Here is a 26663-nt window from a genome sequence, read left to right on the forward strand (position 1 = left end):
ACGTTTGTGCAGGTGAATGGCGGTGTAAAAGGTGAGGGAATCCTCGCATACGGCGCGTCGGGTGGATGTGGGTCAGTGTAGTGGGTGTGTAGTGAGGGGCGTCGAAGGGTGACTCAATGGAAAAGCCTCGCCCCGTAAAAGGGGGCGAGGCTTAGGTTATGTGGTTTTATTCGGGGGTGTCTGCCAGCCAGCCGAGGCTGTAGAGGAAGAGTTCGGCATCTACGAGATCCTCTTCCTTGGGGAAGGTTCCCGTAAGCGTGGCGTAGGACTCTTCGATGTCCGTGTGGGTGGCTGGGATGAGACCGTGCTTGAGCAGATCTTCAGCGATGTGTGATACCAGCGGTGCCGGGTGCACCGTGTCAAGGTTGATTCCGGTGGCACTCTTGAATTCGTTAGTGATGGCGGAAAGGAATCCGGTCAGGGTATTCATTTGGCTCACCTCTCTATTTCTTGTCGTAATGATGCGGCTGTCCGCATCATGGGGTTGAACCAACTATATAGGTAAAATCCTCCAAAAGCTAGCTTTCGTTCACGGCGAGTTAACTTTTAGTTAACCTGGCGGGAAATGTGAGGTGAGTTACGAAGTGTCCTTTAGGCCTCTACAGGCAGCCAAGCGTAGCCATAGGGGCCCAGCTCCACAGGGCCTAAGTCGACGGTCTGATCCGTGAAGTTGTGCAGGCACAACAACTCACCGCGCTGGAATCCCAGAACTCCCGTTTGGCCGGTTTCCACGGCTTCGAAAGGAGCGGTGCCGAGTTCCGGATGCGCTTTACGCTGCTGGATCAGGCTGCGGAGGCGGTGGAGGAGCGAGTCATCGTCGGCAAGCTGCTCCTCTACCGAAACCCCTACGCCGCCGACGATGGGCCGGCGCGTCTGGGCGGAGGTGCTGAACCCTGCGCCCTCGCCGGGCTCCCACTGCATGGGTGTCCGCACGGCATCGCGGTCAGGCAACTCGGGGGCATCGTTCATCCCAATCTCATCGCCGTAGTACAGGAAGGGGGCGCCCGGCAGGGTCATGAGTAGTGAATAAAAAAGCTCAATCTTGCGGTAATCATTGCCCAGCAGCGGGGCAAGGCGCCGCGCGATGCCCACGTGGGCGCGCATCTGATCGTCGGGCAGGTAGTGCTCGTACATGATCGCGCGCTGGTCCTCGTCGACCATCTCCAGGGTCAGCTCGTCGTGGTTGCGCAGGAAGGTGCCCCACTGGCAGCCCTGGGGAAGCTCTGGAAGCTCCGCCATGATGTCGTAGACCGGTGTGGCATCCCCCAGCGCCAGCGCCTGGTAAAGCCGCGGCATCACCGGGAAGTTGAAGACCATGTGGAAGCGGTTGCCCGTGCCGTAGAACTCCATGGTTTCCGCCGGTGGCTGGTTGGCTTCCGCGATCATGATGGCCTCGGGGTAATTCTCGTCGATGAAGGCGCGGATCTTCTCCACAAATTCGACCGTCTCCGGCAGGGACTCGCCGCCCAGTCCATCGCGTTCGTAGAGGTATGCAATGGCATCGAGGCGGAAGCCGTCCACGCCTTTGTCCAGCCAGAAGGAGAGGATTTTGAATACTTCCTCGTGGACCTTCGGGTTGTCGTAGTTCAGGTCCGGCTGGTGGGAGTAGAAGCGGTGGAAGTAAAACTGCTTGCGCTCCGGGTCCCATGCCCAATTCGAGGTTTCCGTGTCAGTGAAGATGATGCGGATCTCCGGGTAGCGCAGCGGATCGTCGCCCCACACGTAATAGTCCCCATAGGGCCCTTCCGGATCGGTGCGGGAGGCCTGGAACCACGGGTGATCGGTGGAGGTGTGGTTGAACGCGAGATCCGTCATGAGGCGCATGCCGCGCGCGTGGAGCTCGGCGACGAGCTCGTCAAAGTCCTCCATCGTGCCGTAGTCAGGGTGGATGGAGTAGTAATCGGCGATGTCATAGCCGTCATCGCGCAGCGGGGAAGCATAGAACGGGGAAAGCCACAGGCAGTCGACGCCGAGCCACTTGAGGTAGTCGAGCTTCTCAATAACCCCGCGCAGCGTGCCCACGCCTTCGCCGGTGGTGTCCTTGTACGAGCCCACGAGGGCCTGGTAGAAAATGGCGTTGTCGTGCCAGCTCATCGGAGATCCTTCCGTTTAGCCCGCCACAGCAGATACTCCGTCAGGCATAGTGCGCCCGCGAGGAGCCCCGGCCAGATGGCGGGGGAGGGGTGAAAAAGATTCAGAACTGCCTGCACCAGCGCCAGGAAGGCGAAGAAGCCAACGAATCCCAGCGCGGTGTCCCACAGCAGTGCGCGGCGCATTAGGCCTTAACACCTCCGGCGGTGAGGCCGGCGACGATGCGGTGCTGGAAGATGAGCACCATGATGATCAGCGGAACCGTCACCAGCGCGCCCGCAGCCATGGTGGCGGCGTAGGGGTACTCGAAGGCTGAGGGGCCGGAGAAGCGCGCGATGGCCACGGTCACCGGCTCGGTAGCGGTGGTGGAGAGCTGCTTAGCCAGCATGAACTCGTTCCACGTCGTGATGAAGGCGATGATGGCCGTGGTAAACAGTGCCGGTGCAGCCAAGGGCAAAAGTACGAGGCGGAAGGCCTGACCGCGGGAGGCACCGTCCACGCGAGCGGCCTCCTCCAATTCCCAGGGCAGCTGGCGGAAGAAGCTCAGCAGCGTGTAGACCGTCAGGGGCAGCGCGAAGGAGATATTCGGGATGATCATCGCGCGGTAGGTGCCAATCCATTCGAGGTTGCCGAAGAGCTGGAACAGCGGGGTTACCAGCGCGATGGCCGGGAACATTGAGGCGGCCAGAATGATGCCGGTGACAACGCCCTTGCCCGGGAAGTCATAGCGCGCCAAGGCATAGGCGGTAAACACGCCGATGAGGACCGCCACCGCGGTCGTGGCCAGGGAGATGAGCAAAGAGTTCCCCAGGGCGTTGAGAAAGTCATTGCCCTTGTCCGTGGCTAATGCATCCCGGAAATTATCGAGGGTCACGTGCGTGGGCCACGGGGTGGTGTCGAAGGTATGGGACTTGTGCCGCAGGGCGGTGACGACCATCCAATAGAAGGGCGCTAGCCCCCAGAACATGATGAAGAGGATGCCTAGGTAATGGCCGATCTTTTTCATGACTTCTTCTCCTTCTTCTGGCGGGCAGTACCGGAGACATCAGCGCCGAGGAAGCGCACCAAGATGAACGCGACGGTGAAGATAAGCAGGAAGATGAGCGTGGACAACGCGGAGGCCGAGTTGAAATGCCCCTGGCGCATGTCCTCCACGACGAGCTGGGAAATGGTTGCCGTCGGGGAGTTAGAGGAAGCAGAGATCATGATGACCGGCAGGTCGTACATGCGTAGTGCATCCAGCGTGCGGAAGAGGATCGCCACCATGAGCGCCGGGCGTACCAGCGGCAGGGTGATGGTGAAGAAGGTTTGGATGCGCGATGCGCCGTCGACGCGGGCGGCGTCGTAGACATCGCGCGGAATCATCTGCAAACCAGCCAAAACGAGCAACGCCATGAAGGGGGCGGTCTTCCACACATCGGCGATAATCACCGCGAGACGGGCATAAAACGGGTCTGTGGTCCACGCGATGCGCGTGCCGACGAGCGCGTTGACGATGCCATCCGGGGCGAACATGAACTGCCACAGCTTCGCAGTGACTGCGGTGGGAATGGCCCAGGGGACAAGCACCGCCGCGCGCACGAGGCCGCGACCGCGGTACTCGCCGTTCATCACCAGCGCCATGAACATGCCCAGGATGGTCTCCAGGGCAACCGTGACCACGGTGAAAAAGAGAGTGATCTTCACAGCCGGCCAGAAATCGGTGGCAATGACACCATCAGGGCACGCGGTGGCCTGGCCAGTGGCAGACATGCAGCGATTGGTAATCCAGTACAGGTAGTTTTCAAGACCGGCGAAGGAGCCTTCCTCGAACACTCCCGTGGTGGGGTTAAGCCGTTTGTTGCCCTGGAAGGACAACATCACAGCGCGCACAATGGGGTAGCCGATGACCACAGCCAGCGCTATCAGTGCCGGTGCGATGAGTGCGGCCACACGCAGGTACTGTCTGCGGGGCTGCACGGTAGGCGGTGCTCCAGCCATGCGGTGCCTGCCTTTCTAACTCATAGGGGGAGAAGGGGTTTAACGGGGGTTGGGGAAATCATAGCGGGTAGCCCGGACTTCCTCTGGGCGAAAAGAGCCCGGATCGCAGAAGGAGGCGCGGGCAAGTCACGTGGACTTACTCGCGCCCCCATGCACGCTGGGAAATTAACCCTGCGAAGCGGCTTCGATGGCTGCCTTCATATCCTTCGTGGCGTCATCGACGGACTTGCCTGCGGTGAGCGCCGCGTAGGCGTTATCCTGAACCGCCTTGGAGATGGCGGTGTAGAACGGGGAGACCGGACGCGGTGCGGCGTTCTCCAGGGATTCCTTCAGAGCCGGCAGGTACGGGAACTCTTCGACGAGGGAGTCATCGTCGTAGATGGAAGCCAGCACCGGCGGGAAGGAAGCCTCGGCGAAGGACTTCTGGTTCTCCTCGTTGATGATGAACTTCATGAAGTCCAGGGCCGTAGCCTTGTGCTCGGAGTTGATATTGATGCCGTTGTTGTAGCCACCGAGGGTAGACACCCCGACGCCGTCCTTGCCCACCAGCGGCTGGACCTCAAACTTCACGCCAGCCTCTTCGGCGTTGGTGTACATGTACGGCCAGTTGATGGCAAAAGCGGTCTTGCCCTCAGTGAAAGCAAGGTTGGTCTCCTCCTCCGTTGTGGCGGTGGAGTCCTTGGAGATGGTGCCGTCCTCGTAGGCGTCGACAAGCGCCTGCAGGCCTTCCTTCGCCTCGTCCGAGTCAACGGCGACGTTGCCCTCGTCATCCAGGATGGAGCCGCCCCAGCCATCGATGAAGCCGGCGGTGTTCACGGTGAGACCCTCGTACTGCTTGAGCTGGGTGGTCAGGCAGGAAGCATCATCCTTGATGGCCTCACAAGCAGAAGCGATGTCGTCGAACTTCTCCGGAGCCTTGTCCGCCAACTCGGTGTTGCGGAAGAGCAGCTGGCCGTTGGTGTTCTGCGGCAGCGCGTAGAGGGTGTCGTTGTAGGTGGCGGATTCCACGGTGGGCTCCAGCAGTCCGGAGGTATCCACCTCGAGGTCACCGGTCAACGGTGCCAGCCACTGGTTAGCGGCGAAGTCCGCGGTCCAGACCACGTCCAGCGCCATGACATCGTAGTCAGAGTTGCCCGCCTGCAGGGACTGCACGAGGGTCTCGCGCTGTGCGTCGGCCTCGCCGGCGAGCTCCTTGAGCTCGACCTTCTCATCTGGGTGCTCGGCGTTCCATGCCTCGATGATGGGCGTGATCTTGTCGGTATCGTTCTTGCCCATGGCAAAGGTGATGGGGCCGCGGCCGTCACCATCCGTCGAGGCGGCATCGGAGCCAGTGCTTGACGACGATCCCTCGTCGCTCGACGAGCAACCCGCCAAGGTCAGAGCAAGGGCAGCGGTGGTAACGACTACGCCGCGGCGGACAGAGCGCAGCGAGCTAGGGAGAAACGGCTTCTTCATGGAGTATTCACCTTTCGGAAAACTTCTGGTGACTTCAAAATAGGGGATCACCCCCACAGTGCACGTGGTTTTGACGTTTAATTCACTCAAAATGGGGGTAAAACTACCCCTGATTCTTCTTAAACCTCGATGCGCTGTCCGGTTTCAGGATCGAAGCGGTGCGCCTCCCGGGGGTTGAAGGTGAGGACGACGTTGTCCCCGCGCTGTGGAACGTTATCGCTCGCGCGGGCAACGAAGCGCTGCTCACCCACCATGACGTAGACGAAGGACTCGGAGCCTAGCTCTTCTACGAATTCCACGGTGCCTTGGAAGCCCACCGGTCCCTTGTTGATGAACATCTTCTCTGGGCGAACGCCAACGCGGCCACCGTTGTAGTCAAAGATGTTCATCGCGGGGGAGCCGATGAAGCCGGCGACGAATTCGTTAGCGGGGGAGTCGTACAGCTCGCGCGGCGGTGCAACCTGCTGCAGGACACCGTCCTTGAGCACGGCGACGCGGTCTCCCATGGTCATGGCCTCCACCTGGTCGTGGGTGACGTAGACGGTGGTGGTGCCGAGGCGCTGCTGGAGGCTGGCCAGCTCCGCACGGGTTTGCACGCGCAGCTTGGCATCCAGGTTAGATAGCGGCTCATCCATGAGGAATGCCTTGGGCTCGCGCACGATGGCGCGGCCCATGGCGACGCGCTGGCGCTGGCCACCGGATAGATCCTTCGGCTTACGCTCCAGGTACTCCGTTAACCCTAGAGTCTTCGCGGCTTCCTCTACCTTGGCTTTGATTTCAGCCTTGGGCATCTTGGCCAGCTTGAGGGCGAAGCCCATGTTCTGGGCCACGGTGAGGTGCGGGTAGAGGGCGTAGTTCTGGAAGACCATGGCGATATCGCGCTCGCCGGGCTCGAGCCCCGTGACGTCTTTGCCATCGATGAGGATGCGGCCGCTGGAGACCGGTTCAAGTCCTGCGAGGGCGCGCAGGGTAGTGGACTTACCGCAGCCGGACGGGCCGACGAGGACTAGAAACTCGCCATCCGCGATCTCGAGATTGAGGTCTTTGACCGTGGGGTTCTCGGCGCGGGGATAGGTGATGCCGACGTTCTCAAAAGTGACCTTTGCCATGCACATACACTAGCACCCGCTGCGGACACAGTGCGCGTGGTCGAGTACTAACGGCGGGTAGGGTTGGCAGTATGACAGCTCTAAATCTTGACCGCATCCGCGAAGCTCTCGATGGTGATTTTTCCGTCATCGATTACACCGAGTCCACTGGCTCGACCAATACCGATCTCATGGAGGCGGAGAAGGTTGCTGATGGTACCGTGCTGCTCGCCAATGAGCAGGTTGCCGGTAAGGGCCGCTTGGGCCGTCAGTGGGTAAGCCCGGCTGGATCCCAGCTCATTTTCTCCGTGCTTATCCTTCCGGATTCGCTCGACCACCTGGGCACCCTGCCTCTAGCCGCAGGTTTGGCCGTGACTGATTCTGTAGAGGGAGCGGTACTCAAGTGGCCGAATGACGTGCAGATCGACGGCAAGAAGCTCTGCGGCATCCTCGCGGAGGCCGGCCCAGTGGGGGAGGCTTTTAAGTCGGCCCCGAAGACTGAGGTTTCCAAGACCGAAATCAATAAGGCCGAGGTGAACAAAGCGGAGCTGAATAAGGCTGAGGTGAACAAGGCCGAAATCAACAAAGCTGAAGTAAACAAAGCTGAAATCGCCCCCAAAACCCAGTCTGCGAACCCGCCTTCAGCCCGCGTAGTCGTGGGCATGGGCATCAACGTCACCCTGACCCGCGAGGAACTGCCCATCGAGGCCGCAACCTCTCTCGCGCTCGAGGGGCTTGATACCGACCGCACCGAGCTGGCCATCACCGTGCTGAAGAACCTGCGCCACCGCATCACCCAATGGGAGAAGCAGGATCCGCAGCTCATGGCTGATTACCGCAAGGTTTGTTCTTCGATTGGTCAGGAAGTCCGCCTCGAAGCCCCGACGGGCGATGTGACCGGCACTGTTGAGGGCGTGGCGGACGACGGCCGCATCAACGTCGGCGGTGAGTACTACTCCGCGGGTGATGTCATCCACCTGCGCCCAGCTGGTCAGTAGCGAGTTGGGAGTGCGTGCTTTTTGGAAGGATCGAAAGGTGCTTTAAAAGGGCACGCCGGAGCGAAAGATCACATTGGAAAACGGCGTTGTTGACCCAGTGCGCACCACGAAAGAGGCGTCGGCGACTTGACGTTTGAGCTCCTCGTGCGCGACTTCCGTAAGTGGGATGCTGGGAAGCAGCGTCCGAACCTCTGGCGGAGTGGAATCCGCAATCGTGGCTGCCTCTACTACCACTTCGGTGAGTAACGCGGAAAGCGTATCGCCGAAGGAAGGGATGCCAAAGGTTAACGTCAAATCAATAACTGTCACATCCTGCGGTATGGGAAGCCCGCAATCCGCGATAACAAAAGTATCGGTGTGCCCAAGGCGCGCAACGGCGCTGGCGAGTGCAGGGTTGAGGATTCCAGATTTACGCATTGTCCACCTCCGGTAAGCGTGAAGAAGTAGTTGGGTAAGAAGGCTGTGCTCCATTGCCGGTTGTAGCGAAAGCTCCGACGCGGGCAGCGAATGAGGCCGCATCGATGAGTGAGTCGCCCTGCAAGAGTCGGGAGCACAACGCGCCAGCGAAGGCGTCGCCAGCACCGGTGGTATCTATGGTGGTCACGCGTGGGGTAGGTATATCCGTGCCGCCTTCTGGGGTGGCTACGTACGCTCCACGCGCGCCAAGGGTTAAGACTACGGAGCGGAAGCCAGCCTCAATAAGTCGGTGAGCAAGCTCGTGAGGGGTGCCATCGGAGGGAAGACCGAGCTGCTCCAAAATGAGACCAGCCTCGTGCTCATTGGCAAGAAGCGGATTGGCTTGCAGCAGGCTTTCACGGTCGACTTGGACAACAGGGGCGAGGTTAACCACGACGCGTCCATTGCTGTGTTCTACTGCGGCTTGAAAACCGGAAGCAGGGATTTCACCTTGTAGGAGAACAATGTCGGCATCGGCGATGGTGGAGGCGCGAGCGGCGACAAAATCTGAGTCGACTTGAGCATTAGCGCCGGGGGAAATGACGATGGTGTTCTCGCCGTCGGCGGAAACAGTGATGACAGCGAGGCCAGTATTGGTGTCTACCTGCTCTACTGCACTGAGATCGATACCCGAGGTCCGCATGTAATGCATAGCGGGTTCCGCATAGGGATCAGACCCTACGGCGCCAACGAAAGCGACATGCGCACCAAGTTGGGCCGCGGCCACTGCCTGGTTTGCGCCCTTGCCCCCGGCTAGGATTTCACCGCCAGAACCCAGCAGGGTCTCTCCGGGCTGAGGGTGGCGCTCGGCGTGGACGATGAGATCGGCATTGATAGAACCGACGACAGTTAACTTGCTCATTGGAATTCCTCTACGTTGTCGCGGGTAACGGTGATGACTTCTACGGGGACAGATTTCTGTGCCTTTTCACCATGCAGGAGTTGTGCGGCTTGCTCGATGGCGCGGGCACCGAGCTCGGCTGGTTGCTGAGCGATAGTAGCTTCCAGCTTGCCGTCCTTGACAGCCTTAAGTCCGTCGAAAGTACCGTCAAAGGCCACGATCTTGACCTCGGAACCAGCGCGCGATCCCAGGGCTTCGACGGCGCCAAGGGCCATTTCATCGTTCTCCGCAAAGATGGCCTTGATGTTCGGGTTGGCTTGCAAAAGGTTGGTGGCTACATTGAGTCCCTCTGTACGATCAAAATTTGCTGACTGTTTAGCAACCACCTTGATGCCCGGGTACTTGGCAATCTGTGACTCGAAACCCTTGCCACGTTCGCGCGAGGCCGACGTACCTGCGGTGCCCTGCAGGATGAGGATGTCACCTTCTTCGCCGATGGATTTGGCCAGCTGATCTGCTGCTTGGGCACCGCCGGCGACATTGTCGGAGGCAACCATGGAATCCAAATCTACGCCGTTAACGTCGCGGTCTACACCGACCACAGGGACACCATTGTTCTTGATTCCGCGTACTGCCGGAGCTACAGCATCGGAGTCTGTGGGGTTAACAACCACTACTTTCGCGCCCATCGACGTAGCGTTGCCGAGTTGATTGACTTGCTGAGCAGGATCATCCGAGGCGTCTTGGATATCGAGGGGGACTCCGAGTTCTTTGGCCTTGTCCTGTGCGCCATGGCGTAGCTCAACGAAGAAGGGGTTTGTCTGGGTTGATAGCGCAAGAGTTATGCGCTGACGGTCTTCCTCAGAGCGGTTGCATGAGACCAAACCCAATGCGACAACGGCAACGAGAACTGCAGAAATGATCTTTTTCATGAGGCGCTCCTTAGTTGGCCGTCTTATTGCGGAAGACGTCGAAGCCCACGGCCAACGCGATGACTAAACCGATGACGATTTGCTGCCAGAAGGAGGAAACATTGAGGAGGTTGAGGCCGTTTCGGATGACAGCCAGCAAAATAGCGCCAACCAGAGTCCCCGTTGCTTTGCCTTGTCCACCAGACAGCGAGGCACCACCGATGACGACTGCGGCGATGGCATCCAGCTCATAACCGGTGCCTGCTTGCGGTTGCGCAGATTCGAGTCGGCCCGCCATAACCATGCCTGCCCACGCTGCGAAGAACCCAGAAAGCGCGAAAACTGCGATCTGGATGCGCTTGACTGGGAGACCGGAGAGGCGAGCTGCTTCGAGATTTCCTCCGATCGCGTACATGGAACGACCGAGCACAGTGCGCTCGAGGATGAACCAACAGAGGAGCCCAGCGATCACCATCATGATGATGGGCACGGGGAGGCCGGCGACGTCGCTGCCAAAGAAGTTGACCGAAGGCGCGGTCTCAATGGGAGAGCCTTGCGAGATGACGAGGGTTAGGCCACGCGCAATAGACATCATTGCCAGTGTTGCAATGAAGGAGGGAATCTTTCCCCACGCAGTGGCCATTCCACAGATAGCGCCCGCCAAGGCACCCACACCGAGACCAATGAGGAGAGTCAGCCAGCCCGGAAGCCCAGCAGTGGAGAACATATAGGCCGACACCATAGCGCCAAGTGCGGCTACAGAACCGACAGAAAGGTCGATTCCCGCGGTAACAATAACGAAGGTCATGCCGAAAGCCAGGATGGCCACGGTGGCTGCCTGGATGCCTACATTAAGTAGATTCGTTACGGTTAAAAAATACGGGGTGGCGATGAAAAGCGCTATGCACAGCGCGATGAGGCCGACGAGAGCGCCATTGTTCAGAGCCCAGTTGGTTACACGATTCTTGGTCATAATTAATCCTTGGGGTCGTGGCTAGCGGAGTTAGTAGCGGCAGCGGAGGTTGCTGAAGTTACGTTGGCTACGGCGAGGGTCATGACCTCGTCTTGAGTGGAGTCTTTTGGCAGTTGCCCGGCAAGTTGGCCCCCCGACATGACGAGGATCCGGTCAGACATTCCAAGTACCTCTGGTAGATCAGAGGAAGCCATGAGGACCGCGCCGCCGGCAGCCGTAACCTCGTTAATGATGTTGTAGATTTCGACCTTGGCGCCTACGTCGACGCCGCGGGTTGGCTCATCGAGTAAGAGAACTTTTGAGTTGGCGAGGACCCACCGGCCGAAGACTGCCTTTTGCTGGTTTCCGCCGGAGAGATTGCGGATAGCCTGGTCAAGCCCGGACATACGTATACGAAGTTTTTCTGCCACTTCTCCCGCACGCCGATGTTGGCCAGAACGGTCCGCAATCCCAGCTCTAGCGGTGGGGTAGAGCGTCGCGAAACCGAGATTGTCTGCTACCGAAGCATCCAGGACTAGCGCCTGTGCTTTCCGGTCCTCGGGGATATGTCCCACTCCGGCGCGAATTGCGGCGCCGATGTCGCCGCCTCGAAGTTCTTGGCCATTCACACGAATGGATCCTGAATCGTAGGTGTCTGCGCCAGCGATGGCACGAATGATCTCCGTGCGGCCAGCGCCGACAAGTCCGGCGAGACCGACAACTTCGCCGGAGTGGACCTCGAAGGAGATGTCCTGAAACGAACCTTGCGTAGTCAGGCCTGCAACTTCAAGCAAGACATCGCCGGGCTCGGGCGGGGTGTCGCGCGGGTACTGGTTTTCGATACTGCGACCGACCATCAGCCGGACCAGTTCATCCTCATCTGTATCGGAAGGGACCTCGGCGATGAAGGCACCATCGCGCAGTACACAAATGGTCTCCGCGATCCGTGCCAGTTCATCCAGGTGGTGGCTGATAAACACCATCGCCACGCCTTTTGCTTTGAGACCTTCGAGAACTGTAAAGAGCGCATCGACTTCTTTGCCGGTCAACGCGGCTGTGGGTTCATCCAAGATAAGGATGCGCGCATTCATGGAAAGGGCTTTGGCGATCTCAACCAGCTGCTGCTTGGCGACGCCCAACTCACCCACCGGAGTATCCAAGTCAACATCAAGTCCGATGAGGTGTAGGGCTGCTTGTGCTTGAGCCTTGAGATGCTTGCGGTTGACAAGTCCGTAGCGTTGCGGAGTGCGACCGAGCACAATGTTTTCAGCTACCGACATAGTCGGCACCAAGTTGAGTTCTTGGTGAATAGTGGCGATACCGAGGGCCTCGGAGGCCTTAGTATCGGGGATTCTAACTTCTTTGCCATCTACTAGTATGCGGCCAGAGTCCGGTTCGTGTACGCCCGCAATCATTTTGATGAGCGTGGACTTACCGGCGCCGTTTTCGCCCAAAAGGGCTTGAACTTGGCCTCGCCGAACGTTGAGGTCGACCCCTTTAATGACATCAACGGGGCCGAAGGACTTGGTTACGCCTTCAAGTTTTAGGACGGTTTCACTCATGTGAGTTCTCCAGGGAATCGGTAGGCGGTGGACATTCGTGGGATATAGCGGGTATCGATGACCGTCGATTCGGGCTGCCGCTTGTTATCAATTGCGTCAACCAAGCGAGCGGTAGCTTCTTCTCCCATGCGCGTAACGTTCTGGTCTATGACAGAGATTGGCGCTGGTTGGAAACGTAAAAAGATGAAGTCATCGAAGCCAACTAGTGCGATTTCTTCACCAATTCTTTTGCCAGCGTTATGGCAAGCTTCTAGCGCGCCTGCGGTCATCATGGAATCGCCTGCGACTATGGCTGTGACGCCTTCTTGAAGAAGCGCGATGGCGCCCTTGTATCCAGATCGGTGGCGGAAGCTGCCGTGATGGATGTGGATATCCATTCCGGTTGTTGCGTCCTTGAATGCGTTGAGGCGCTCGCGTCCGGTGGACGTTTCTTGGGGGCCAGAGAGATACCCAATTGACGTGTGTCCCTTGCTCTTGAGCTGGGCCACGGCCGCATGTATCCCGGTAATTGGGTTTGAGACCACGGCTGGGAGGTTTTTAAGAGAACGATCGATGAGTATCAGTGGGCGAGATTCCGCCGCGCGCTGCAGTGCATCTTCTGCACCTTCGAGCGGGACACTGATGATTCCGTCTACCTGGCGTTGGGAGAGGGTGTCGAGGGCCTTGGTTAGGCGCTCTGGGTCTTCTCCGCAACTGGTAATTATGGTCGAGAGTTTGCGCTTATTCGCTTCTTCTTCCACTGCAGCGGCCATGGCAGCAAAATAGGCATTGTCCAAGTTGGGGATGATAAGCCCTATGGCGTCGGACCGAGAGTTTCTCAAGGCTCGTGCCTGAGCGTTGGGCAAATAATTGAGCTGTTGCGCAATGCTCATTACCTTTGCCCGTGTTTTCTCGGAGATAGCAGGATTTCCGGCAAGGGAACGCGAGGCGGTGGAAACTGAAACCCCGGCCGCAGCGGCAATATCTTTTAATGTGGCTCCAGTCATGAAATCCTCCTTCCTGTGGCCTCTAGTGCAATCGATTGCATAGGTGTTTCTCAACCTACTGCCGGCCTTTCCCGCTGTCAAGGGTTTTGTGTCGTGCGCTAGTCGTCGTGCGCTAGTCGTGAGGTCTAGAAATTTCCGTGCACTGGCCCTTTCTGGGAGGAGAGGTAACTCCGGCGGAACGCGCTAGATTGCCGCATATCCCGCATGGCGCTTTTCGCAAGGCGTCTGTCAGAAGGCATTAGTCAAAAGGCGTCTTTACTCCCAAAGACGCCTTTTGCAGGCCGACAGATGGTGTTTTCAGGGGCAAGGACGCCTTTCGACTGATGCCTGTGCGATGCCGCGCCGGGCCGCCGGATTGCCGAGGCTAGGAGGCGGTCACCCCTCACGCTCGGGTAGCGGGGGAGGACCGTGGAACGAGTGGGAAGGTAGGTACCATGTGCCCCATGAACCTCATGCAGATGGGCCGCGGCGAGGTTGTGCGCGCGGACATGACCGCCCCGTTTCGGACGCTGCTCTTTCCTTTTTTAGAGCTCGTCGTCGTCACGGGTGTGTGCTGGATTGCCATCGGCTGGTGTGACTATAACGGCATTGACCTGTCGATTCGCAATGGTTTAGTAGCTATATGGGCCCTGCTTGCTGCCTGGCGCTTCATCTTTCCCTTGGTGAAAGCCCGCCGCAAGCGCTTCATTGTGACCAACCTGCGTGTCATCGCCCGCGAGGGCAAGCGCGTTGATTCGATCCCGCTCACCGATATTCGTGGTGCGCGTCGCCGCCGCGGCGGGATTTCGCTGGCACTCCACGGCTATGAGAAGCCGATGTATTTTCCGTCCATCCCTAAAGCCAAGTACGTCGAGGACATCCTCAACGAGCAACCGGTCTGGGGTTAGTCCTTAATCTCCGTCGTGTGTAGCTGCTGGTCTAGGTCATCGGGGGCCAGGTTGGCGGAGCGGAACTCGTGGGTCAGTGGCAGGTGCAGGTCGAGGTCCGTTCCGGGGCAGAGCTCAATGGTGGCCTCATCGACCGTGTAGTCCAGCACGTGTCCGCCGGAGGTGCGCTCGGCGTCGATAAAGTGTACGTGGCATCCGGGGACTGAAATACCCTTCTCAAAGACCGGGGTGCGGAAACCGCCGATGACGCCTTCAACGTCGTTAAAGCGCAGCTCCTTATCGCCGCCCACTGCCTGCGCCATCGGCGGATAAGGCTTGCTCTGCTTGACCACCGTGCGGGTGACCACATTGCTGAAACGCCCAGAGATACGCACCGCGTACATGTAGTTGGCGGAAGGCTCCACCTCATCGATGAAGGCCGATAGCTCCTCGCGCTTTAATCCCTTGGGCGCGGCCACCTTAATACGGGGGACAAAGTTCGTGGCTACCGCGAAGGGGGTTCCCTGGTCCAAGTCAGCCACCGTCGCGGTTCCATCACCGCGCAGCTGGTAGCACACGCCGTCGAGGATAATCATCTCTCCGTCCAGCGCATCGAAGGTGCCGATGCCGAAATTGCCCTTGCCCAAGAGCTCGCCGATGGTCATTTCGCCGTCGTAAATGCCATCCAACAGCGCGGTCATGAGGGAGTTCTGAAAGATGGTATGCCGGACGATCATGGCCCCAAGGCTAGTATTGAAAGAGTGAGTGAACAACACAAACCCCTCGTTACTGTTTATGGAGACGGCCAGCTTGCACGCATGATGCAGCCGGCCGCCGCGGAGCTCGACATCCACCTGCGCGTGCTGGCCTCCGCGCCAGACAAGTCCGCCGCCCAGGTGATCCCGGACGTCGTTCTCGGTGACTACCACAATCTCAACGTGCTCACCGCCGCTGCGGAAGGCGCGGACGCGATTACTTTTGAGCACGAGCACGTCCCCACGGAGCACGTCCAGGCGCTCATCGCCGACGGTCTCAACGTCCAGCCCCAGCCTTCCGCCCTCCTCAACGCGCAGGACAAGCTGCTCATGCGCCAGAAGCTGGCCGAGCTGGGCGCCCCGGTGCCACGCTTTGCTGCTATCGACTCGGTGGAGGATGCGCGGGATTTTGCCGCGCTTGTCGACGATCACGTGTGCCTCAAAGCCCGCCGCGGCGGCTACGACGGCCATGGCGTGTGGTTCCCCTCTGCGGAGGAGCTGGAGCCGCTGGTAGAAGAACTTCTCGCGGCAGGCACCCCGCTGATGGCTGAGGAAAAAGTGGCCCTTACCCGCGAGCTGTCCGTGCTCGTCGCCCGCCGCCCCTCCGGCGAAGTGAAGGCTTGGCCGGTCACCGAGTCCGTGCAACGAGATGGTATCTGTGCAGAAGCGTTCGCACCCGCCCCGAACCTGTCCCCGGAGTTGGCAGAGCGTGCCATGCAGGTAGGCATCAAGGTAGCTACCGAGCTCGGCGTGACTGGCGTGCTTGCAGTGGAGCTCTTCGCCTTTGCGACGAAGCAAGACGCCGGCTCCATCATTGCGTCCGCCTCCGGTGCGCCGGGAGTATGCGTGGCAGAAGACATCGCCGTCAACGAGCTGGCGATGCGCCCACACAACACCGGCCACTGGACCCAGGATGGTTGCGTGACCTCCCAGTTCGAGCAGCACTTGCGCGCCGTGCTGGACCTGCCGCTCGGCTCCACCGCAGCCCTAGCGCCGGTCACCGTCATGACCAATGTGCTGGGTGCCGAAGAAGATCCGCAGATGCCCATGCCGCAGCGCGTCCGTGAAGTCATGGAGCGCTACCCAGAGGCGAAGGTCCACCTCTATGGCAAGGACCACCAGCCGGGCCGCAAGATCGGCCACGTCAACGTCGTCGGTGAGGATGTGGAGGAAACCCGCCGCATCGCTCACGATGCTGCCCACTTCCTCGTCCACGCGCAGTGGGCTTAAGCCCGCAGCGAGCTTAAGCCTTAGTAAAGAAGGAGATTTTTCATGGAACCTCTCGTCGGCCTGATCATGGGATCCGATTCCGACTGGCCCACCGTCAAGCCCGCCGCCGAGGTGCTCGCCGAGTTCGGCGTGCCCTTCGAGGTGGGCGTCGTCAGCGCGCACCGCACCCCAGAAAAGATGCTGGCTTATGCCAAGTCTGCCCACGAGCGCGGGCTTAAAGCCATCATCGCTTGTGCCGGTGGTGCGGCCCACCTGCCGGGCATGGTTGCCGCGGCCACGCCGCTGCCGGTCATCGGCATCCCGCGCGCGCTGAAGGATCTCGATGGTCTCGATTCGCTGCTTTCCATCGTGCAGATGCCGGGTGGCGTTCCGGTGGCCACCGTATCCATCGGTGGTGCCAAGAACGCCGGCTTGCTCGCCGTGCGCATCCTCTCCGCGGGCGACCCAGCCCTCGTGGAGAAGATGGCGGCCTACCAGGAGAACATGGCCGCCGAGGTAGAGAAGAAGGACGAGAACCTGCGTTCCCAGCTCCTCGGCGAATAAAGCGGGAAGTCGACCGGGGAGATTGATCTTAAGAGCCGACTACGCACATACTCATGCTGACCAGTATGCACGCTAAGCTAGCGGGCATGCAGTTTCCGCTTCTGGTGTTGGGCGCGCGCGTGGAGGGCGGCGAGCCGGGCTCGCTGCTGCGCAGCCGCTTGGACCGCGCGGTGGTGATGGCGCGCGTGCTGCCGGAGGAGCCGATCATCGTATCCGGTTACGGGGAAGCGGAGCCGATGGCGCGCTACCTCATCGAGCGGGGCGTTAATCCGGAGCGGATTCGCCTCGAACCACTCGCTACGAGCACCAACGAGAATCTTGAGCGCGCACATGCGCTGTGCCCGGACTATAGCTACTTCCGCGTTGTGACCAATGACTTCCACGTGCTGCGCACCCGCATGTGGGCCTGGCACCTGGGGATTCGGGTCCGCATGCACGGCATTGGCACCCCGCGGAAAGACCGCCCGTGGAATTACGTGCGCGAGGTAGTGGCGACTCCGCATTCGCTGCTGCGTATCGTGTGGCGGCGGGTGGTCGCTAGGCGCCGAAGAAAATGAGCACGAGGGCAATGAGCCAAATGACAAACCAGTGGCGCTTCTGTGGCGCGGTCGGGTTGGCTTTCTGCTGCAGCGTTTTGATGAAGTACCACGCGCCGGGCAAAGCGAAGCCGAGGCCGAAGGCTATGTCGCCATCGGTAATCGCGGTGAAACCTACCAAGAATGAGAACAGGCTGAGCAGGCCCTTGAAGACGGAAAAGCGGTGAACCTTGCCGCCCGTTGAGTGCTGCTCGAGGGAATAGTCCTGCAGCGGGGCCGGGGCGTATGCGCGCTCAGACTCGGCAAAAGGCTCAGCAAAAGGATCCGCGAAAGGCGTCACAGGCGGAGTCGCAGAAGGCGCCGCATACGCCTCACGCGCGGGCTCCGCGAAGGGGTTCGCTCCACGGCCGCTGAAAGGCTTGGCCGGTTCCTCGAAAGGATTGGAGTCAAAGGGATTGCTCATGCGATTTACCCTAGGCCACCAGTGCACCGAACCCCGAATTAGAGCTTGGCCAGTGCCTTCGTGATGCCCTCTTTCAGCGTCGCTCGCGACTGCTTCATCGGATGCGCAATCGCGCGCAGGCCCATGTACGCAATCTGGTCCGCCGCGCGGTTCAGCGGGTCACCCGCATGCCCCATCACGCGGCGAATGGTCACCTCGCAGACTCCCTCCACGTCGTGCCATGCCTGCTGGAAGCGCGAGCGCGAGCCTGAGGAGAGCCCCCGCCACACGCCGCGGGAGCGCATCGCCTTTGAGCCCTTCGTCCGAATCTGCTCCACCGCCTCCAAGGCGGCGACGGAGTCCGACTCGATGATCGCCTTGGTTGCGCCAACCTTGAGCAGGTACTTCAGTGCGAGCGTCAAGGATTCGAGTTCAAGCTCATCGGTGCTGGCCGTCGTCTTGCGCGTGCGCAACCGGTAGTCGCCATTGCTGGCCACGAAGCACATCGAGCCCTTAAACACCGTGTCCGAGGAGGCATCCGTGGCGATGCGCACGGTAGCGTCCTCCGGCCAGGAGGAGGCCGTCGAGAAGTTCGGCCACCAGTGCGCCTTTGGCGTCTCTACCTTTACCACCTGCTTTTTACGCGGGGCCTCGCCTTCTTTCTTCGCGCGGCGCGCGGTGATTCCGGCCTGCTTGCGGCGTACGGAGCTAGCGCTTTTCGACGCCCTATTCTCCTCCGCAAAACTCCCTGTCACGGTATAGCCGCGTTCCTCCAGGGCGGCGCGCAGTGCCGCTTGTCGGCGCCCAGTGACGATCCATTTGCGCCCTCGGATATTTTTCGTGGCCTTCTCCAGCTCGCGGACGGCTACCTCAACGATATCGCCTTTCATGATCTGGCCCTTGCGCACGAAGCGCGTTTTCTTGGTGTTGACGGCGATGACCCAGCCGTCAATCGTGCCGTTCTCGGCGGAATCCCAGCGCTCATCCCACAGCGCAATAGCCACGTGCACGGGTGCTGAGATCATGTGCTTAGTGATCTTGCGCGTGCCGTAGGTGCGCGACTGCGTGCCCGTCAGGGCGGAGAGCTCGAGTGGTTCCATAGCCCTACTAGTAAACCATTTCAGTACTTTTCTGTAACGCTCGGCTGTCTGATGCAACATACTCAGTGAGCCCACGAACTATATGGAGTTATTTAGTGTCTGTCCTTACCTTGCCTGGTTCGCGCAAGCGGGAATTCTCCCGCCTGTTTCGCGAGCATTACCCGGCGGTGCTGGCCTATTTGCGCCGTCGCGTCCCACCGAGTCACGCGGAAGAGCTGGCGGCCGACGTTTTCGAGCGGGCGTGGGCCGGCTTCGACTCGTTGCGTGGCACGCCGCTGCCGTGGCTGTATGGCATCGCCCGCAACGTGATGCGCGAGTTCTACCGCACCCGCCGGGAGACGGAGAACCTCGACGACCATGAGCTGGAATCTTATGCCGGCTATGACGCTGTCGATGCCAACCTCGATATCACGCGCGCGCTGATGCAGCTCTCGCACGCCGAGCGCGAAATTCTCACTCTCCACGCCTGGGAGGGCCTCGACCACCCTGATATCGCCGAGGTCCTCGGCATTTCCCGCAATAACGTGCGCGTTCGACTGCACCGCGCGCGTACCCACCTTTCCGAACTCACAGGAGAAACCGATGTCTAACTCTCTCGACAAACTCCGCGCCGCCAACCCCGTTCCCGACACCGCGCTTGACGACGCCTCCCTCACCCGCTCCGAAGACACCCTCGCAAAGATCACGAAGGGCCGCCCCACGTGGACCATTGCGGCGGCGTCCGTCGCGGTGCTTGCGCTCATCGGCGGTGCCTTCCCGCTGCTCAATCACTCGGAGCCCGTGGCCTCGGCTGCGGAGATCCTGACCCAGGCCGGCGAAGCTGCAGCCACTCAGCCCGATGCCGTGGATAAAGGCGTGACCGCGAAGGAATACATGAAGCGCGTCGATACGCTTGGTGATGCCACGGCAATCACCGAATATGCGGTGGATGCTGGCGGTGCCGTGGAGGTGTCCTCGCAGGGCGAGGTGCCGGGCTTCGATCCGCAGCCTTCCATCAACCCGGAGGACCTCGTCGTTGCGACGGATCGTGCTGGGCTGGAAAAGCTGGCGGATTCCGCCCCGAATCGCGCGCTAGGCGCGTTGGAGCTGCTGCTCCAGCCGGGACTGAGTAGCGAGCAGCAGAAGATCGCCTATGACATGCTGGCGGACGCGGACGGCAATGAGGTCGGCACCGTTGAGGGCGAAGGCGAGGACCAGCTGGTCACCGTGATTCGCGATTCCGACCGCGTCTCCTTCTCCGTCCTGCCCGCCACCGGCCAGTTGGTGCGCGTGGTTGGACTCGTAGGCCCAGACGTGGAAACCACCATCGATGCCACGGCCATTTTGGACTGTGTCTCCGTCACGGGCCTGGAGGGCCCGGACCGCATCTCGCTGGCCTGTGCGGATAATAACTACTTGGTCAACCAGCTTGAATGGCAGCACTGGGGCGCGGATGCCGCGGAGGCAGACGGCGTGGCCATCGAGAATAACTGCGACCCCAACTGCGCGGAGGGCGAGTTTAGCGAGGACCGAGTGAAGGTGGTCGTCGACAAGCGCGTGGCCTGCGGCTACCACGCCGAGGTCTACTCTCGCGTGCGCGTGCAGTACCCGGATGGGCGCGAGGAAGAGCAGCAGATTGGCTGCGCGCCCTAGGTAAGTTGGCGCAGGGCGAACTGGCCGTACATCTCTCCTAAAGCCTCGGCGGTGTAATCACCGTCGGGGCTAAACCATTGGGCCACACCGATGCCCATATCGATGAGCGCCCAGCAGGCGATTTTGAGGTTCTCCGCATGGAAGTCACCCTCGTTGACCACGGCCATCCAGCGCGCGACATAGTCACGGCGCAGCTGCAGGACGACGGACTTGTGGGGCTCTTCGAGGTTGGTGAGCTCGTTGTTGACCACGCGGACGCGCCGGGCGTGGGTGGCGTGGTAGATGACGTGGGCTTTCATGGTGGCGACGAGCTTGTCGCGGGGATCGCCGAGCCCGGCGAGGCAGGCGGCGTTGGCGCGGAGGAGATCCTCCATGGCGGTGATGGTGACTTCGGCGAGGAGTTCCTGCTTAGAGGAGAAGTGGTTGTACAGGCTGGAGGCGCGCATGCCGACGGCCTTGGCGATGTCCTCCATGCCCGTGGCGTGGTAGCCGCGCTGGTCGAAGAGGTCGAGCGCGGCGGCGGCGATTTGGTCGCGACGTTTCTGGTTGGCCACGGTGGGGCGTCCTCCTGTTCTAGCTAATGGTGGTTAGTGTACAGGGCAACTGCTTGACAGGTGCCGAGATTCACGTCACAATTGTGGCTAATCGCCATTCGTATTACCTGGAGAAGCAACCATGTCCCACAACCTCTTCGAGCGCACCACTGATTTCCTCGGCGTCTTTGACGACCTCTCTGAGGCCGATGCTGCTGGCTGGAAACGTGCTGCTCAGTTCCGTGAGTACTCCGACCCGGTGATCAACAAGCACTGGCAAGCTTCCGAGTATCCGCTGGACCTGGTGGAGCGTTTGGGTTCTTTGGACGTGATGACGGACGGGCTGGCTGTGGAAGGCCACGAGCAGATGTCCACGCTCGGTGCTGGTTTGGCGCTCATGGAAATCACGCGTGCGGATGCCTCGATGGGCACCGTTATTGCGGTCCAGGCGGGGTTGGCCATGCGTTCTATTGCCATGTTGGGCTCGGAGGAACAGAAGGCTTCGTACTTGCCGCAGATGGCTAACTGCTCGCTGCTCGGCGCATTCGGCCTGACCGAGCCCGCGCACGGATCGGACTCCATCGCTTTGGAAACTACCGCGGTTCGCGATGGCGACGAGTGGGTCCTCAACGGCGAAAAGAAGTGGATTGGCAACGGCGCTTCCGGCGGCATCACCATCATTTACGCCCGCATGGAAGACGGCAACGTCGGCGGCTTCATCGTTCCGCAGGACAGTGCCGGCTACTCCGCCACCGTGATTGAGGGCAAGCTCTCCCTGCGGGCTATCCACCAGGCGCACATCACGTTGACCGATTGCCGCATTCCCGCCGCCAACCAGCTTCCGGGCTGCCGCAGCTTCAAGGACGTCTCCCGCGTACTCACCGCGACACGCATTGGTGTGTCCTGGATGGCACTTGGCTCCGCGGTGGCCTGCTACGAGATTGCTCGTTCTTATGTGCTGGAGCGCGTCCAATTTGGTCGTGAGCTGGCCAAGGCGCAGATTATTCAACAGCGTTTGGCCAATATGGTGCTCGACTTGAGCCAGATGATGCTGACCTGCCGCGAGGTCTCCCAGCGCGAGGAAGCTGGCACCTTGGCCCCGGAGCAAGCCTCGGCGGCCAAACTCCACAACACGCGTGCCGCGCGGCGCATCGCCGCTGACGCCCGCGACATGCTCGGTGGAGTCGGCATCCTGCTGGAAAACGATATCGCTCGCCACTTCGCGGACATTGAGGCCATGCACACCTACGAGGGCACCGACACTGTGCAGTCCCTCATCATGGGCAAGAAGATTACGGGCTTCTCGGCCTATAAGTAACCAGCCGGCCGGGGATGTGGAAAGGCTCGCTTGGTGGTCCTTCTAGTTTGGTCCTCTTACTTTGGTCCCTTTGCCCTCGATCGGCGCCTGCCTTTGAGTTGTGAACATCCCCCTGTTTGACGTGGTTGTTACTTTACGCGCTCGATGTCTCGGGCGCTAGGGTTTGCCGTTGTTGATTTCTACCGTTTTAGGTGGTGGCTTGTAGACGGATTTCCGGGGTCTGGGTCTGCGGTGCGGGTGCGTCGCGTAGTAGACGGTTTCCTTTGCTCGGCGATGTTCAAGGATGTCACGCCACGTGCCTGAATACACTTCACTAGGTGTGTATCCATTCAGCCCGCTGTGGCGGTCACGGTTATTGTATTCGTCGATAATCCTGCCGATGACTTTCTGCGCATGCTGGATATCATCATAGGTTTCTAACGCATAGCGGTGATGCTTGATTGTGCGATGTGATGACTCTTCAAATGGGTTGTCATTCGAAACATTCGGCCGAATTAATGACAGCTGCACGCCGTGTTCATCCAGCATGTCCTTCATCATGTGTGAGGTCATGACTTTGCCGTTGTCGGTGTGTACGACTTCAACGCTGTGACTGTTGAGCTCCTGGTCAGCAATGACTTGTTCAATCAGGCGTGTAGCGATGGTCTTTTCCTGTCGGTGTTGGACAGTCCATCCCACAACCTTGCGCGAGTACAAATCCAACGCTGTGTAAAGATGAAAGCCTTTAGCTGGCATGTACTATATATGATAGGTGCTGTTGCAAAGTTGGGCGGAGAGCCGAGACGACCCAGTTTCTCATTTCCTGATGGCCGCTGCGTGCTGGCGTTCTCGGGCCGTCTCGAAGACCCGGTTGACGATCACCGCGTCCGGATTGGGGTGCCCATAAGCAAACATCGTGCCCTGACCTTTCCGTAATGAATGCATCGCTTCCATCCCTTTCAACGTCCGGTAGGCGGAAATTCGGTTTTTGAACGCCCCCTTCGGTCCCAGGATTCTTTTAAGTCGGCCATGATCTCCCTCGAGAACGTTGTTCAGGTATTTCACCTGCCGGTGCTCCACCGTCTGGGGGCAGATTCCCTCCGCCTTCAGCTCGGATATTGCCTTGGCCAGAGCTGGTGCCTTGTCGGTGTTGATGACCCGCGGGGACCCGGCTGTCGTATTCGATCGTAGCGTCTTGGCCAGGAAACGCTTGGCCGCAGCCACATTCCGTTTTGGTGAGAGGTAGAAGTCTAAGGTCTGCCCACCGGCGGTAATAGCCCGGTAGAGATAGCACCACGTGCCGCCGACCCGGATATAGGTCTCATCCACCCGCCAGGACCGGGCCTGCCAGTCGGGTACCTGCCGGTACCAGCGAGTGTGCTTATCCAGCTCAGGGGCGTATTTCTGCACCCAGCGGTAGATCGTGGTGTGATCGACTGGCACACCCCGCTCGGTCATCATTTCTTCGAGGTCGCGGTAGCTCACGCCGTAGCGGCAGTACCACCGCACCGCCCACAGGATGATGTCACGGGGGAAATGCCGACCGGAGAAGATGCCCATGGCTCTGATTATTTCACGTCGGTCTTTCTACTGCCCCAACTTTGCAACAGCACCACTTCGAGCCAATTCGGTTGCCTTCGGCGCGGCACAAATCGCACATGGGCCGATCATCAGAAACGAGCGTGGTTCAGCTGTTTTCGCAACTTTGCCGGAATCTGCGCCATCTCTGCTACTTTCACTGTCTCTTCAGCAGCGCACACAGCTGCACCGCTACCCGGAACTTGACTAGTTCAGCGATCGCTGTATAGTTCAGCGCATGCTGACTATTGCTTCGCGTCTCGACGTGATGAACCGCCTGGGTCGTGCACTGGCCGACCCCACTCGATCCCGGATCATCTTGACCCTGCTCGACCATCCCGCCTACCCGGCGGAACTATCCCGAGATCTGGACCTGACACGCCCGAACGTGTCCAACCACCTGACATGCTTGCGCGATTGTGGGATTGTCGTCTCCGAGCCCGAGGGGCGTCGGACACGATACGAGATCGCCGATCCGCACCTGGCGCAGGCGCTGACCACATTGGTCGATGCCACCTTGGCAGTAGACGAAGACGCCCCGTGCATCGATCCCGCCTGCTCGCTTCCCGGGTGCTACGCAGCTGGGGAGGACGCATGATCCTCACCTCGGTCTTGCAGGCGATAGGCCTGTTCGCGGCTACCAACATCGACGACATCATCGTGCTCTCCCTCTTCTTCGCGCGAGGGGCAGGCCAGCGCGGCACTACCGCCCGCATTCTGGCCGGCCAGTACCTCGGATTCGCGGGCATCCTCGGTGCCGCGGTTCTAGTGACCATGGGCGCCGGAGCATTCCTGCCCTCGACAGCCATCCCGTACTTCGGTCTAATCCCGCTGGGCCTCGGCCTCTGGGCCGCATGGGAGGCCTGGCGCGGAGACGATGAGGACGATGACGACGAGGCCAAGATTGCCGGCAAGAAGGTTGGCGTGGGGACAGTCGCAGGCGTCACCTTTGCCAACGGTGGCGACAACATCGGCGTCTACACCCCTGTATTCCTCAGCGTGGAACCTCTCGCAGTAGTCGCCTACTGCGTTATTTTCCTCGCGCTCGTTGCGGTCCTGGTGGCCCTGGCAAAGTTCGTCGCAACCCGCCCCCCGATCGCGGAAGTGCTCGAACGCTGGGAGGGCATCCTCTTTCCCATCGTTCTCATCGGCCTCGGTATCGTTATCCTCGTCAGTGGCGGAGCCTTCGGGCTCTGACGGAGCAGCAGTGTTCCAAACGGCCCCGACCGGGCGTTATCGGTGGCTCCTATAACGCCCGGAAGGTCTTTTTGAAGCGCTGTCGGGGCGTGTGAATCTAATCACACAGAGTTTACAGAATCCCAGCAATTAAACTTTCGGCTACCCAATTTCACCCGCGGACGCAATGAGACTAGCACCGACGCTTTCCCCAACGCGCCACCGCTTGCGGCGTAGCCCGACCAAGGCCACCGGCTGGTTCTCAAACGAGGACGAAGCCCGTGGCCTAGAGCTCGTGGTCGAGAGCCGAAATTCGGCCTAAAACCGCGTTTAGCCAAAGAAAAATGACCCCTAGAATCCGCCCCTTCCAGCCTTTCTTTGAGGCTGGCGGCTAAGTTAAGAAGTTCGACTGAATTATCTGCGGGACGCTGTTGAGACAGGTTCCGCTGTGCGGCGCGCACGAGCCTTGCAAGCCTTCCAGTGTCACGGGCCAGTGGGGAAGTGGAAGGCAGCTCCGCTTGTATTGCTTGCAGGTGTCCGGCTGCACTGTTGGCGGCGTCTAGTGCGTACTCGTAGTCTCCAGTATCCCCGTGCGCTCCAATAAACAAGGCGCACAGGTGCGTGTCCTAGGCTTTTGGTTAGTGAGCTGACACACAGAAAAAACAAGAAATTAGTCGTCGGTTTTGCAGATGTGAAGCACTCCCCTAAGTCACAAACTCTGGTGTAGTTTTACTGCTTCTACAAAAAGGGTAAGTGCGCTTTTAGATTGTTTGAATTACTGGAGTTTGAACTCTACGAGGTCGACTTCGTCATCGGCAGCTAATCCGGGATAGTGAGTATCTAGCGCTTCCTGAAGCTCGGTGAGAGAGCCAAAACCGTCATTTCTAGCTTGCTTTTCCGATAATTCACTTCGCTGGGTCGAGACAACGGACGTGACCTGTGCAGGAATGGTGACGACCTCTCCGGATTCTTTCTCGAAGACAATTTGGGCACTTCCTTCATGGAAAGGATCATCTACTCGGATGGTTTGTTGCTTTTCTCCGCTACGAATTGATTCCTCGTAGCCTTCCCACATGTAGATGCGCTGCTCTTGTTCTATATCTCGCCAGTTGAATGCGAATGGTAAGAGTTCTTCTACGGTAGGTGCTTCAAGTCCATTGCTTCCGCGCACGATGCACCGGATGGACGGATCAACATCAAAAAGCACCTGGCGGCATTTACCGCAGGGAGGAATAACTTGACCAGTAGGTCCGTATACGGCGACTACTGCTTGGATTGGGTCCTCTGGATAACTAGCAGCATGGTTAGCTAAAGCCGAGACTTCCCCGCAAGGACCACCGAGGAAGTGGTGCGCGTTCAAACCGAGTACGTGTTTTCCTGATTTGGTAAGGAGCGCTGCGGCTACAGTGTGGTCTTCTCCGTCCTGAAAACGCTGTGCATGGGTGGTTGCTTTGGCCAGTAAATTTCGAAGTTCGTTGGTAATCACTCTTTAAGGGTAATAATTGCCAACGCGCTTTATCTATGTGAAGACAGAGATCGTGAACACCGGGGTTTCTGAGATGTACCAATCGCTTACAAAGCAAGACAGGACCATACGAGGACGTTGAGTGGATAGAGCGTCGAGTTTTAAGTTCAATGTTAGCTAAGGGCCTTAT

Annotated in this window: 30 protein-coding genes; 10 read left to right on the forward strand and 20 right to left on the reverse strand. The window is 59.6% G+C overall.

Features of this window, described 5'->3' with window-relative positions; all coding sequences use genetic code 11:
- Positions 1 to 166: 166 nt before the first annotated feature.
- The 7 genes from HMPREF2565_RS03890 to HMPREF2565_RS03920 form a co-directional block, all read right to left on the reverse strand.
- Positions 167 to 430 carry a hypothetical protein gene (locus HMPREF2565_RS03890; RefSeq protein ID WP_046647021.1) on the reverse strand — a complete coding sequence of 88 codons (264 nt, stop codon included), beginning with the start codon at positions 428 to 430 and terminating at the stop codon, positions 167 to 169.
- 161 nt (positions 431 to 591) lie between these two features.
- The gene (treS, locus tag HMPREF2565_RS03895; RefSeq protein WP_046647020.1) at positions 592 to 2094 is read right to left on the reverse strand and encodes a maltose alpha-D-glucosyltransferase; all 1503 of its coding nucleotides are present in this window, start codon (positions 2092 to 2094) and stop codon (positions 592 to 594) included.
- A complete protein-coding gene (locus HMPREF2565_RS03900; RefSeq protein ID WP_046647019.1) occupies positions 2091 to 2276 on the reverse strand; it encodes a hypothetical protein in 186 nt (61 codons plus the stop codon). The genes treS and HMPREF2565_RS03900 overlap by 4 nt, the downstream gene beginning before the upstream one ends.
- Positions 2276 to 3097, reverse strand: coding sequence for a carbohydrate ABC transporter permease (locus tag HMPREF2565_RS03905; protein ID WP_049156365.1), 822 nt, complete (start codon positions 3095 to 3097; stop codon positions 2276 to 2278). Before HMPREF2565_RS03905 ends, HMPREF2565_RS03900 begins: the two co-directional genes overlap by 1 nt.
- Entirely contained in the window at positions 3094 to 4071 is a 978-nt protein-coding gene (locus tag HMPREF2565_RS03910) for a carbohydrate ABC transporter permease (RefSeq protein WP_046647017.1), read from the reverse strand. The genes HMPREF2565_RS03905 and HMPREF2565_RS03910 overlap by 4 nt, the downstream gene beginning before the upstream one ends.
- A gap of 165 nt (positions 4072 to 4236) precedes the next feature.
- Positions 4237 to 5526, reverse strand: a complete 1290-nt coding sequence (locus tag HMPREF2565_RS03915; protein WP_071406888.1) for an ABC transporter substrate-binding protein — start codon at positions 5524 to 5526, stop codon at positions 4237 to 4239.
- Between the two features lie 119 nt (positions 5527 to 5645).
- On the reverse strand, positions 5646 to 6635 hold the full coding sequence (locus tag HMPREF2565_RS03920; RefSeq protein WP_070515993.1) for an ABC transporter ATP-binding protein: 990 nt from the start codon (positions 6633 to 6635) through the stop codon (positions 5646 to 5648).
- Positions 6636 to 6706: 71 nt separating this feature from the next.
- On the opposite strand from HMPREF2565_RS03920, the gene HMPREF2565_RS03925 reads away from it, so the two are divergent.
- Entirely contained in the window at positions 6707 to 7612 is a 906-nt protein-coding gene (locus HMPREF2565_RS03925; RefSeq protein WP_071406889.1) for a biotin--[acetyl-CoA-carboxylase] ligase, read from the forward strand.
- Between the two features lie 42 nt (positions 7613 to 7654).
- Here the strand turns inward: HMPREF2565_RS03925 and rbsD are convergent, their stop codons facing one another.
- Genes rbsD through HMPREF2565_RS03955 form a run of 6 tightly spaced genes read right to left on the reverse strand, consistent with a single transcriptional unit; the run spans position 7655 to position 13320 of the window.
- Positions 7655 to 8029 (reverse strand): D-ribose pyranase, encoded by a 375-nt coding sequence (gene rbsD / locus HMPREF2565_RS03930; protein WP_071406890.1) that lies wholly within the window; start codon positions 8027 to 8029, stop codon positions 7655 to 7657.
- Positions 8022 to 8930, reverse strand: a complete 909-nt coding sequence (locus HMPREF2565_RS03935) for a ribokinase (RefSeq protein WP_049156354.1) — start codon at positions 8928 to 8930, stop codon at positions 8022 to 8024. Before HMPREF2565_RS03935 ends, rbsD begins: the two co-directional genes overlap by 8 nt.
- Positions 8927 to 9841: a D-ribose ABC transporter substrate-binding protein gene (locus HMPREF2565_RS03940; protein WP_071406891.1), complete on the reverse strand. Its 915-nt coding sequence runs from the start codon at positions 9839 to 9841 to the stop codon at positions 8927 to 8929. The genes HMPREF2565_RS03935 and HMPREF2565_RS03940 overlap by 4 nt, the downstream gene beginning before the upstream one ends.
- 10 nt (positions 9842 to 9851) lie before the next feature.
- Positions 9852 to 10793: an ABC transporter permease gene (locus tag HMPREF2565_RS03945; protein ID WP_046647012.1), complete on the reverse strand. Its 942-nt coding sequence runs from the start codon at positions 10791 to 10793 to the stop codon at positions 9852 to 9854.
- Between the two features lie 2 nt (positions 10794 to 10795).
- A complete protein-coding gene (locus tag HMPREF2565_RS03950; protein WP_071406892.1) occupies positions 10796 to 12334 on the reverse strand; it encodes a sugar ABC transporter ATP-binding protein in 1539 nt (512 codons plus the stop codon).
- Positions 12331 to 13320, reverse strand: coding sequence for a LacI family DNA-binding transcriptional regulator (locus HMPREF2565_RS03955; protein ID WP_046647010.1), 990 nt, complete (start codon positions 13318 to 13320; stop codon positions 12331 to 12333). The genes HMPREF2565_RS03950 and HMPREF2565_RS03955 overlap by 4 nt, the downstream gene beginning before the upstream one ends.
- A gap of 443 nt (positions 13321 to 13763) precedes the next feature.
- On the opposite strand from HMPREF2565_RS03955, the gene HMPREF2565_RS03960 reads away from it, so the two are divergent.
- A complete protein-coding gene (locus HMPREF2565_RS03960; RefSeq protein WP_071406893.1) occupies positions 13764 to 14207 on the forward strand; it encodes a hypothetical protein in 444 nt (147 codons plus the stop codon).
- On the opposite strand, the gene budA is transcribed toward HMPREF2565_RS03960, so the two are convergent.
- Positions 14204 to 14923, reverse strand: a complete 720-nt coding sequence (budA, locus tag HMPREF2565_RS03965; RefSeq protein WP_070680403.1) for an acetolactate decarboxylase — start codon at positions 14921 to 14923, stop codon at positions 14204 to 14206. The genes HMPREF2565_RS03960 and budA overlap by 4 nt on opposite strands.
- On the opposite strand from budA, the gene HMPREF2565_RS03970 reads away from it, so the two are divergent.
- The 3 genes from HMPREF2565_RS03970 (at position 14909) to HMPREF2565_RS03980 (ending at position 17271) form a co-directional block, all read left to right on the forward strand.
- Entirely contained in the window at positions 14909 to 16171 is a 1263-nt protein-coding gene (locus HMPREF2565_RS03970; RefSeq protein WP_071406894.1) for a 5-(carboxyamino)imidazole ribonucleotide synthase, read from the forward strand. The two genes, budA and HMPREF2565_RS03970, sit on opposite strands and share 15 nt — an antisense overlap.
- Before the next feature lie 42 nt (positions 16172 to 16213).
- Positions 16214 to 16714 carry a 5-(carboxyamino)imidazole ribonucleotide mutase gene (gene purE / locus HMPREF2565_RS03975; protein ID WP_046647007.1) on the forward strand — a complete coding sequence of 167 codons (501 nt, stop codon included), beginning with the start codon at positions 16214 to 16216 and terminating at the stop codon, positions 16712 to 16714.
- A gap of 86 nt (positions 16715 to 16800) precedes the next feature.
- Entirely contained in the window at positions 16801 to 17271 is a 471-nt protein-coding gene (locus HMPREF2565_RS03980) for a YdcF family protein (RefSeq protein ID WP_071406903.1), read from the forward strand.
- On the opposite strand, the gene HMPREF2565_RS03985 is transcribed toward HMPREF2565_RS03980, so the two are convergent.
- Both HMPREF2565_RS03985 and HMPREF2565_RS03990 read right to left on the reverse strand, forming a co-directional pair.
- Complete coding sequence (locus tag HMPREF2565_RS03985) at positions 17252 to 17713, reverse strand: hypothetical protein (RefSeq protein ID WP_071406895.1); 462 nt, start codon at positions 17711 to 17713, stop codon at positions 17252 to 17254. The two genes, HMPREF2565_RS03980 and HMPREF2565_RS03985, sit on opposite strands and share 20 nt — an antisense overlap.
- 38 nt (positions 17714 to 17751) lie before the next feature.
- Complete coding sequence (locus tag HMPREF2565_RS03990) at positions 17752 to 18792, reverse strand: RNase H family protein (protein WP_071406896.1); 1041 nt, start codon at positions 18790 to 18792, stop codon at positions 17752 to 17754.
- A 95-nt stretch (positions 18793 to 18887) separates the two neighbouring features.
- Between HMPREF2565_RS03990 and HMPREF2565_RS03995 the strand changes: the two genes are divergently transcribed.
- Complete coding sequence (locus HMPREF2565_RS03995) at positions 18888 to 19382, forward strand: RNA polymerase sigma factor (RefSeq protein ID WP_046647003.1); 495 nt, start codon at positions 18888 to 18890, stop codon at positions 19380 to 19382.
- The gene (locus HMPREF2565_RS04000) at positions 19375 to 20424 is read left to right on the forward strand and encodes a hypothetical protein (protein WP_071406897.1); all 1050 of its coding nucleotides are present in this window, start codon (positions 19375 to 19377) and stop codon (positions 20422 to 20424) included. The genes HMPREF2565_RS03995 and HMPREF2565_RS04000 overlap by 8 nt, the downstream gene beginning before the upstream one ends.
- Here the strand turns inward: HMPREF2565_RS04000 and HMPREF2565_RS04005 are convergent.
- The gene (locus tag HMPREF2565_RS04005; protein ID WP_071406898.1) at positions 20421 to 20978 is read right to left on the reverse strand and encodes a TetR/AcrR family transcriptional regulator; all 558 of its coding nucleotides are present in this window, start codon (positions 20976 to 20978) and stop codon (positions 20421 to 20423) included. The two genes, HMPREF2565_RS04000 and HMPREF2565_RS04005, sit on opposite strands and share 4 nt — an antisense overlap.
- Before the next feature lie 121 nt (positions 20979 to 21099).
- Here HMPREF2565_RS04005 and HMPREF2565_RS04010 point away from each other — a divergent pair, with 121 nt between their 5' ends.
- Positions 21100 to 22275: an acyl-CoA dehydrogenase family protein gene (locus tag HMPREF2565_RS04010; protein ID WP_071406899.1), complete on the forward strand. Its 1176-nt coding sequence runs from the start codon at positions 21100 to 21102 to the stop codon at positions 22273 to 22275.
- Between the two features lie 156 nt (positions 22276 to 22431).
- Here HMPREF2565_RS04010 and HMPREF2565_RS04015 read toward each other — a convergent pair whose 3' ends face one another.
- Positions 22432 to 23010: a DDE-type integrase/transposase/recombinase gene (locus tag HMPREF2565_RS04015; RefSeq protein ID WP_071406900.1), complete on the reverse strand. Its 579-nt coding sequence runs from the start codon at positions 23008 to 23010 to the stop codon at positions 22432 to 22434.
- A gap of 60 nt (positions 23011 to 23070) precedes the next feature.
- Entirely contained in the window at positions 23071 to 23814 is a 744-nt protein-coding gene (locus tag HMPREF2565_RS04020; RefSeq protein WP_071406901.1) for an IS6 family transposase, read from the reverse strand.
- 256 nt (positions 23815 to 24070) lie between these two features.
- Between HMPREF2565_RS04020 and HMPREF2565_RS04025 the strand changes: the two genes are divergently transcribed.
- Both HMPREF2565_RS04025 and HMPREF2565_RS04030 read left to right on the forward strand, forming a co-directional pair.
- Positions 24071 to 24430: a Cd(II)/Pb(II)-sensing metalloregulatory transcriptional regulator CmtR gene (locus HMPREF2565_RS04025; RefSeq protein ID WP_070523117.1), complete on the forward strand. Its 360-nt coding sequence runs from the start codon at positions 24071 to 24073 to the stop codon at positions 24428 to 24430.
- Positions 24427 to 25029 (forward strand): cadmium resistance transporter, encoded by a 603-nt coding sequence (locus HMPREF2565_RS04030; protein ID WP_070523118.1) that lies wholly within the window; start codon positions 24427 to 24429, stop codon positions 25027 to 25029. The genes HMPREF2565_RS04025 and HMPREF2565_RS04030 overlap by 4 nt, the downstream gene beginning before the upstream one ends.
- A gap of 754 nt (positions 25030 to 25783) precedes the next feature.
- Here the strand turns inward: HMPREF2565_RS04030 and HMPREF2565_RS04035 are convergent.
- Entirely contained in the window at positions 25784 to 26494 is a 711-nt protein-coding gene (locus HMPREF2565_RS04035) for an ASCH domain-containing protein (protein ID WP_071406902.1), read from the reverse strand.
- Positions 26495 to 26663: the final 169 nt, after the last annotated feature.

The organism is Corynebacterium sp. HMSC072A04 (assembly GCF_001809235.1).
In the GTDB taxonomy this organism is placed as follows: Bacteria; Actinomycetota; Actinomycetes; order Mycobacteriales; family Mycobacteriaceae; genus Corynebacterium; species Corynebacterium hiratae.

Excerpts from the sequence above, each read along its gene's own strand:
- HMPREF2565_RS03890 (WP_046647021.1), bottom strand. The coding sequence starts at position 430 with ATGAATACCCTGACCGGATTCCTTTCCGCCATCACTAACGAATTCAAG.
- treS (WP_046647020.1), bottom strand. The coding sequence starts at position 2,094 with ATGAGCTGGCACGACAACGCCATTTTCTACCAGGCCCTCGTGGGCTCG.
- HMPREF2565_RS03900 (WP_046647019.1), bottom strand. The coding sequence starts at position 2,276 with ATGCGCCGCGCACTGCTGTGGGACACCGCGCTGGGATTCGTTGGCTTC.
- HMPREF2565_RS03905 (WP_049156365.1), bottom strand. The coding sequence starts at position 3,097 with ATGAAAAAGATCGGCCATTACCTAGGCATCCTCTTCATCATGTTCTGG.
- HMPREF2565_RS03910 (WP_046647017.1), bottom strand. The coding sequence starts at position 4,071 with ATGGCTGGAGCACCGCCTACCGTGCAGCCCCGCAGACAGTACCTGCGT.
- HMPREF2565_RS03915 (WP_071406888.1), bottom strand. The coding sequence starts at position 5,526 with ATGAAGAAGCCGTTTCTCCCTAGCTCGCTGCGCTCTGTCCGCCGCGGC.
- HMPREF2565_RS03920 (WP_070515993.1), bottom strand. The coding sequence starts at position 6,635 with ATGGCAAAGGTCACTTTTGAGAACGTCGGCATCACCTATCCCCGCGCC.
- HMPREF2565_RS03925 (WP_071406889.1), top strand. The coding sequence starts at position 6,707 with ATGACAGCTCTAAATCTTGACCGCATCCGCGAAGCTCTCGATGGTGAT.
- rbsD (WP_071406890.1), bottom strand. The coding sequence starts at position 8,029 with ATGCGTAAATCTGGAATCCTCAACCCTGCACTCGCCAGCGCCGTTGCG.
- HMPREF2565_RS03935 (WP_049156354.1), bottom strand. The coding sequence starts at position 8,930 with ATGAGCAAGTTAACTGTCGTCGGTTCTATCAATGCCGATCTCATCGTC.
- HMPREF2565_RS03940 (WP_071406891.1), bottom strand. The coding sequence starts at position 9,841 with ATGAAAAAGATCATTTCTGCAGTTCTCGTTGCCGTTGTCGCATTGGGT.
- HMPREF2565_RS03945 (WP_046647012.1), bottom strand. The coding sequence starts at position 10,793 with ATGACCAAGAATCGTGTAACCAACTGGGCTCTGAACAATGGCGCTCTC.
- HMPREF2565_RS03950 (WP_071406892.1), bottom strand. The coding sequence starts at position 12,334 with ATGAGTGAAACCGTCCTAAAACTTGAAGGCGTAACCAAGTCCTTCGGC.
- HMPREF2565_RS03955 (WP_046647010.1), bottom strand. The coding sequence starts at position 13,320 with ATGACTGGAGCCACATTAAAAGATATTGCCGCTGCGGCCGGGGTTTCA.
- HMPREF2565_RS03960 (WP_071406893.1), top strand. The coding sequence starts at position 13,764 with ATGAACCTCATGCAGATGGGCCGCGGCGAGGTTGTGCGCGCGGACATG.
- HMPREF2565_RS03970 (WP_071406894.1), top strand. The coding sequence starts at position 14,909 with ATGCCGGACGATCATGGCCCCAAGGCTAGTATTGAAAGAGTGAGTGAA.
- budA (WP_070680403.1), bottom strand. The coding sequence starts at position 14,923 with ATGATCGTCCGGCATACCATCTTTCAGAACTCCCTCATGACCGCGCTG.
- purE (WP_046647007.1), top strand. The coding sequence starts at position 16,214 with ATGGAACCTCTCGTCGGCCTGATCATGGGATCCGATTCCGACTGGCCC.
- HMPREF2565_RS03980 (WP_071406903.1), top strand. The coding sequence starts at position 16,801 with ATGCAGTTTCCGCTTCTGGTGTTGGGCGCGCGCGTGGAGGGCGGCGAG.
- HMPREF2565_RS03985 (WP_071406895.1), bottom strand. The coding sequence starts at position 17,713 with ATGAGCAATCCCTTTGACTCCAATCCTTTCGAGGAACCGGCCAAGCCT.
- HMPREF2565_RS03990 (WP_071406896.1), bottom strand. The coding sequence starts at position 18,792 with ATGGAACCACTCGAGCTCTCCGCCCTGACGGGCACGCAGTCGCGCACC.
- HMPREF2565_RS04000 (WP_071406897.1), top strand. The coding sequence starts at position 19,375 with ATGTCTAACTCTCTCGACAAACTCCGCGCCGCCAACCCCGTTCCCGAC.
- HMPREF2565_RS04010 (WP_071406899.1), top strand. The coding sequence starts at position 21,100 with ATGTCCCACAACCTCTTCGAGCGCACCACTGATTTCCTCGGCGTCTTT.
- HMPREF2565_RS04015 (WP_071406900.1), bottom strand. The coding sequence starts at position 23,010 with ATGCCAGCTAAAGGCTTTCATCTTTACACAGCGTTGGATTTGTACTCG.
- HMPREF2565_RS04020 (WP_071406901.1), bottom strand. The coding sequence starts at position 23,814 with ATGGGCATCTTCTCCGGTCGGCATTTCCCCCGTGACATCATCCTGTGG.
- HMPREF2565_RS04025 (WP_070523117.1), top strand. The coding sequence starts at position 24,071 with ATGCTGACTATTGCTTCGCGTCTCGACGTGATGAACCGCCTGGGTCGT.
- HMPREF2565_RS04030 (WP_070523118.1), top strand. The coding sequence starts at position 24,427 with ATGATCCTCACCTCGGTCTTGCAGGCGATAGGCCTGTTCGCGGCTACC.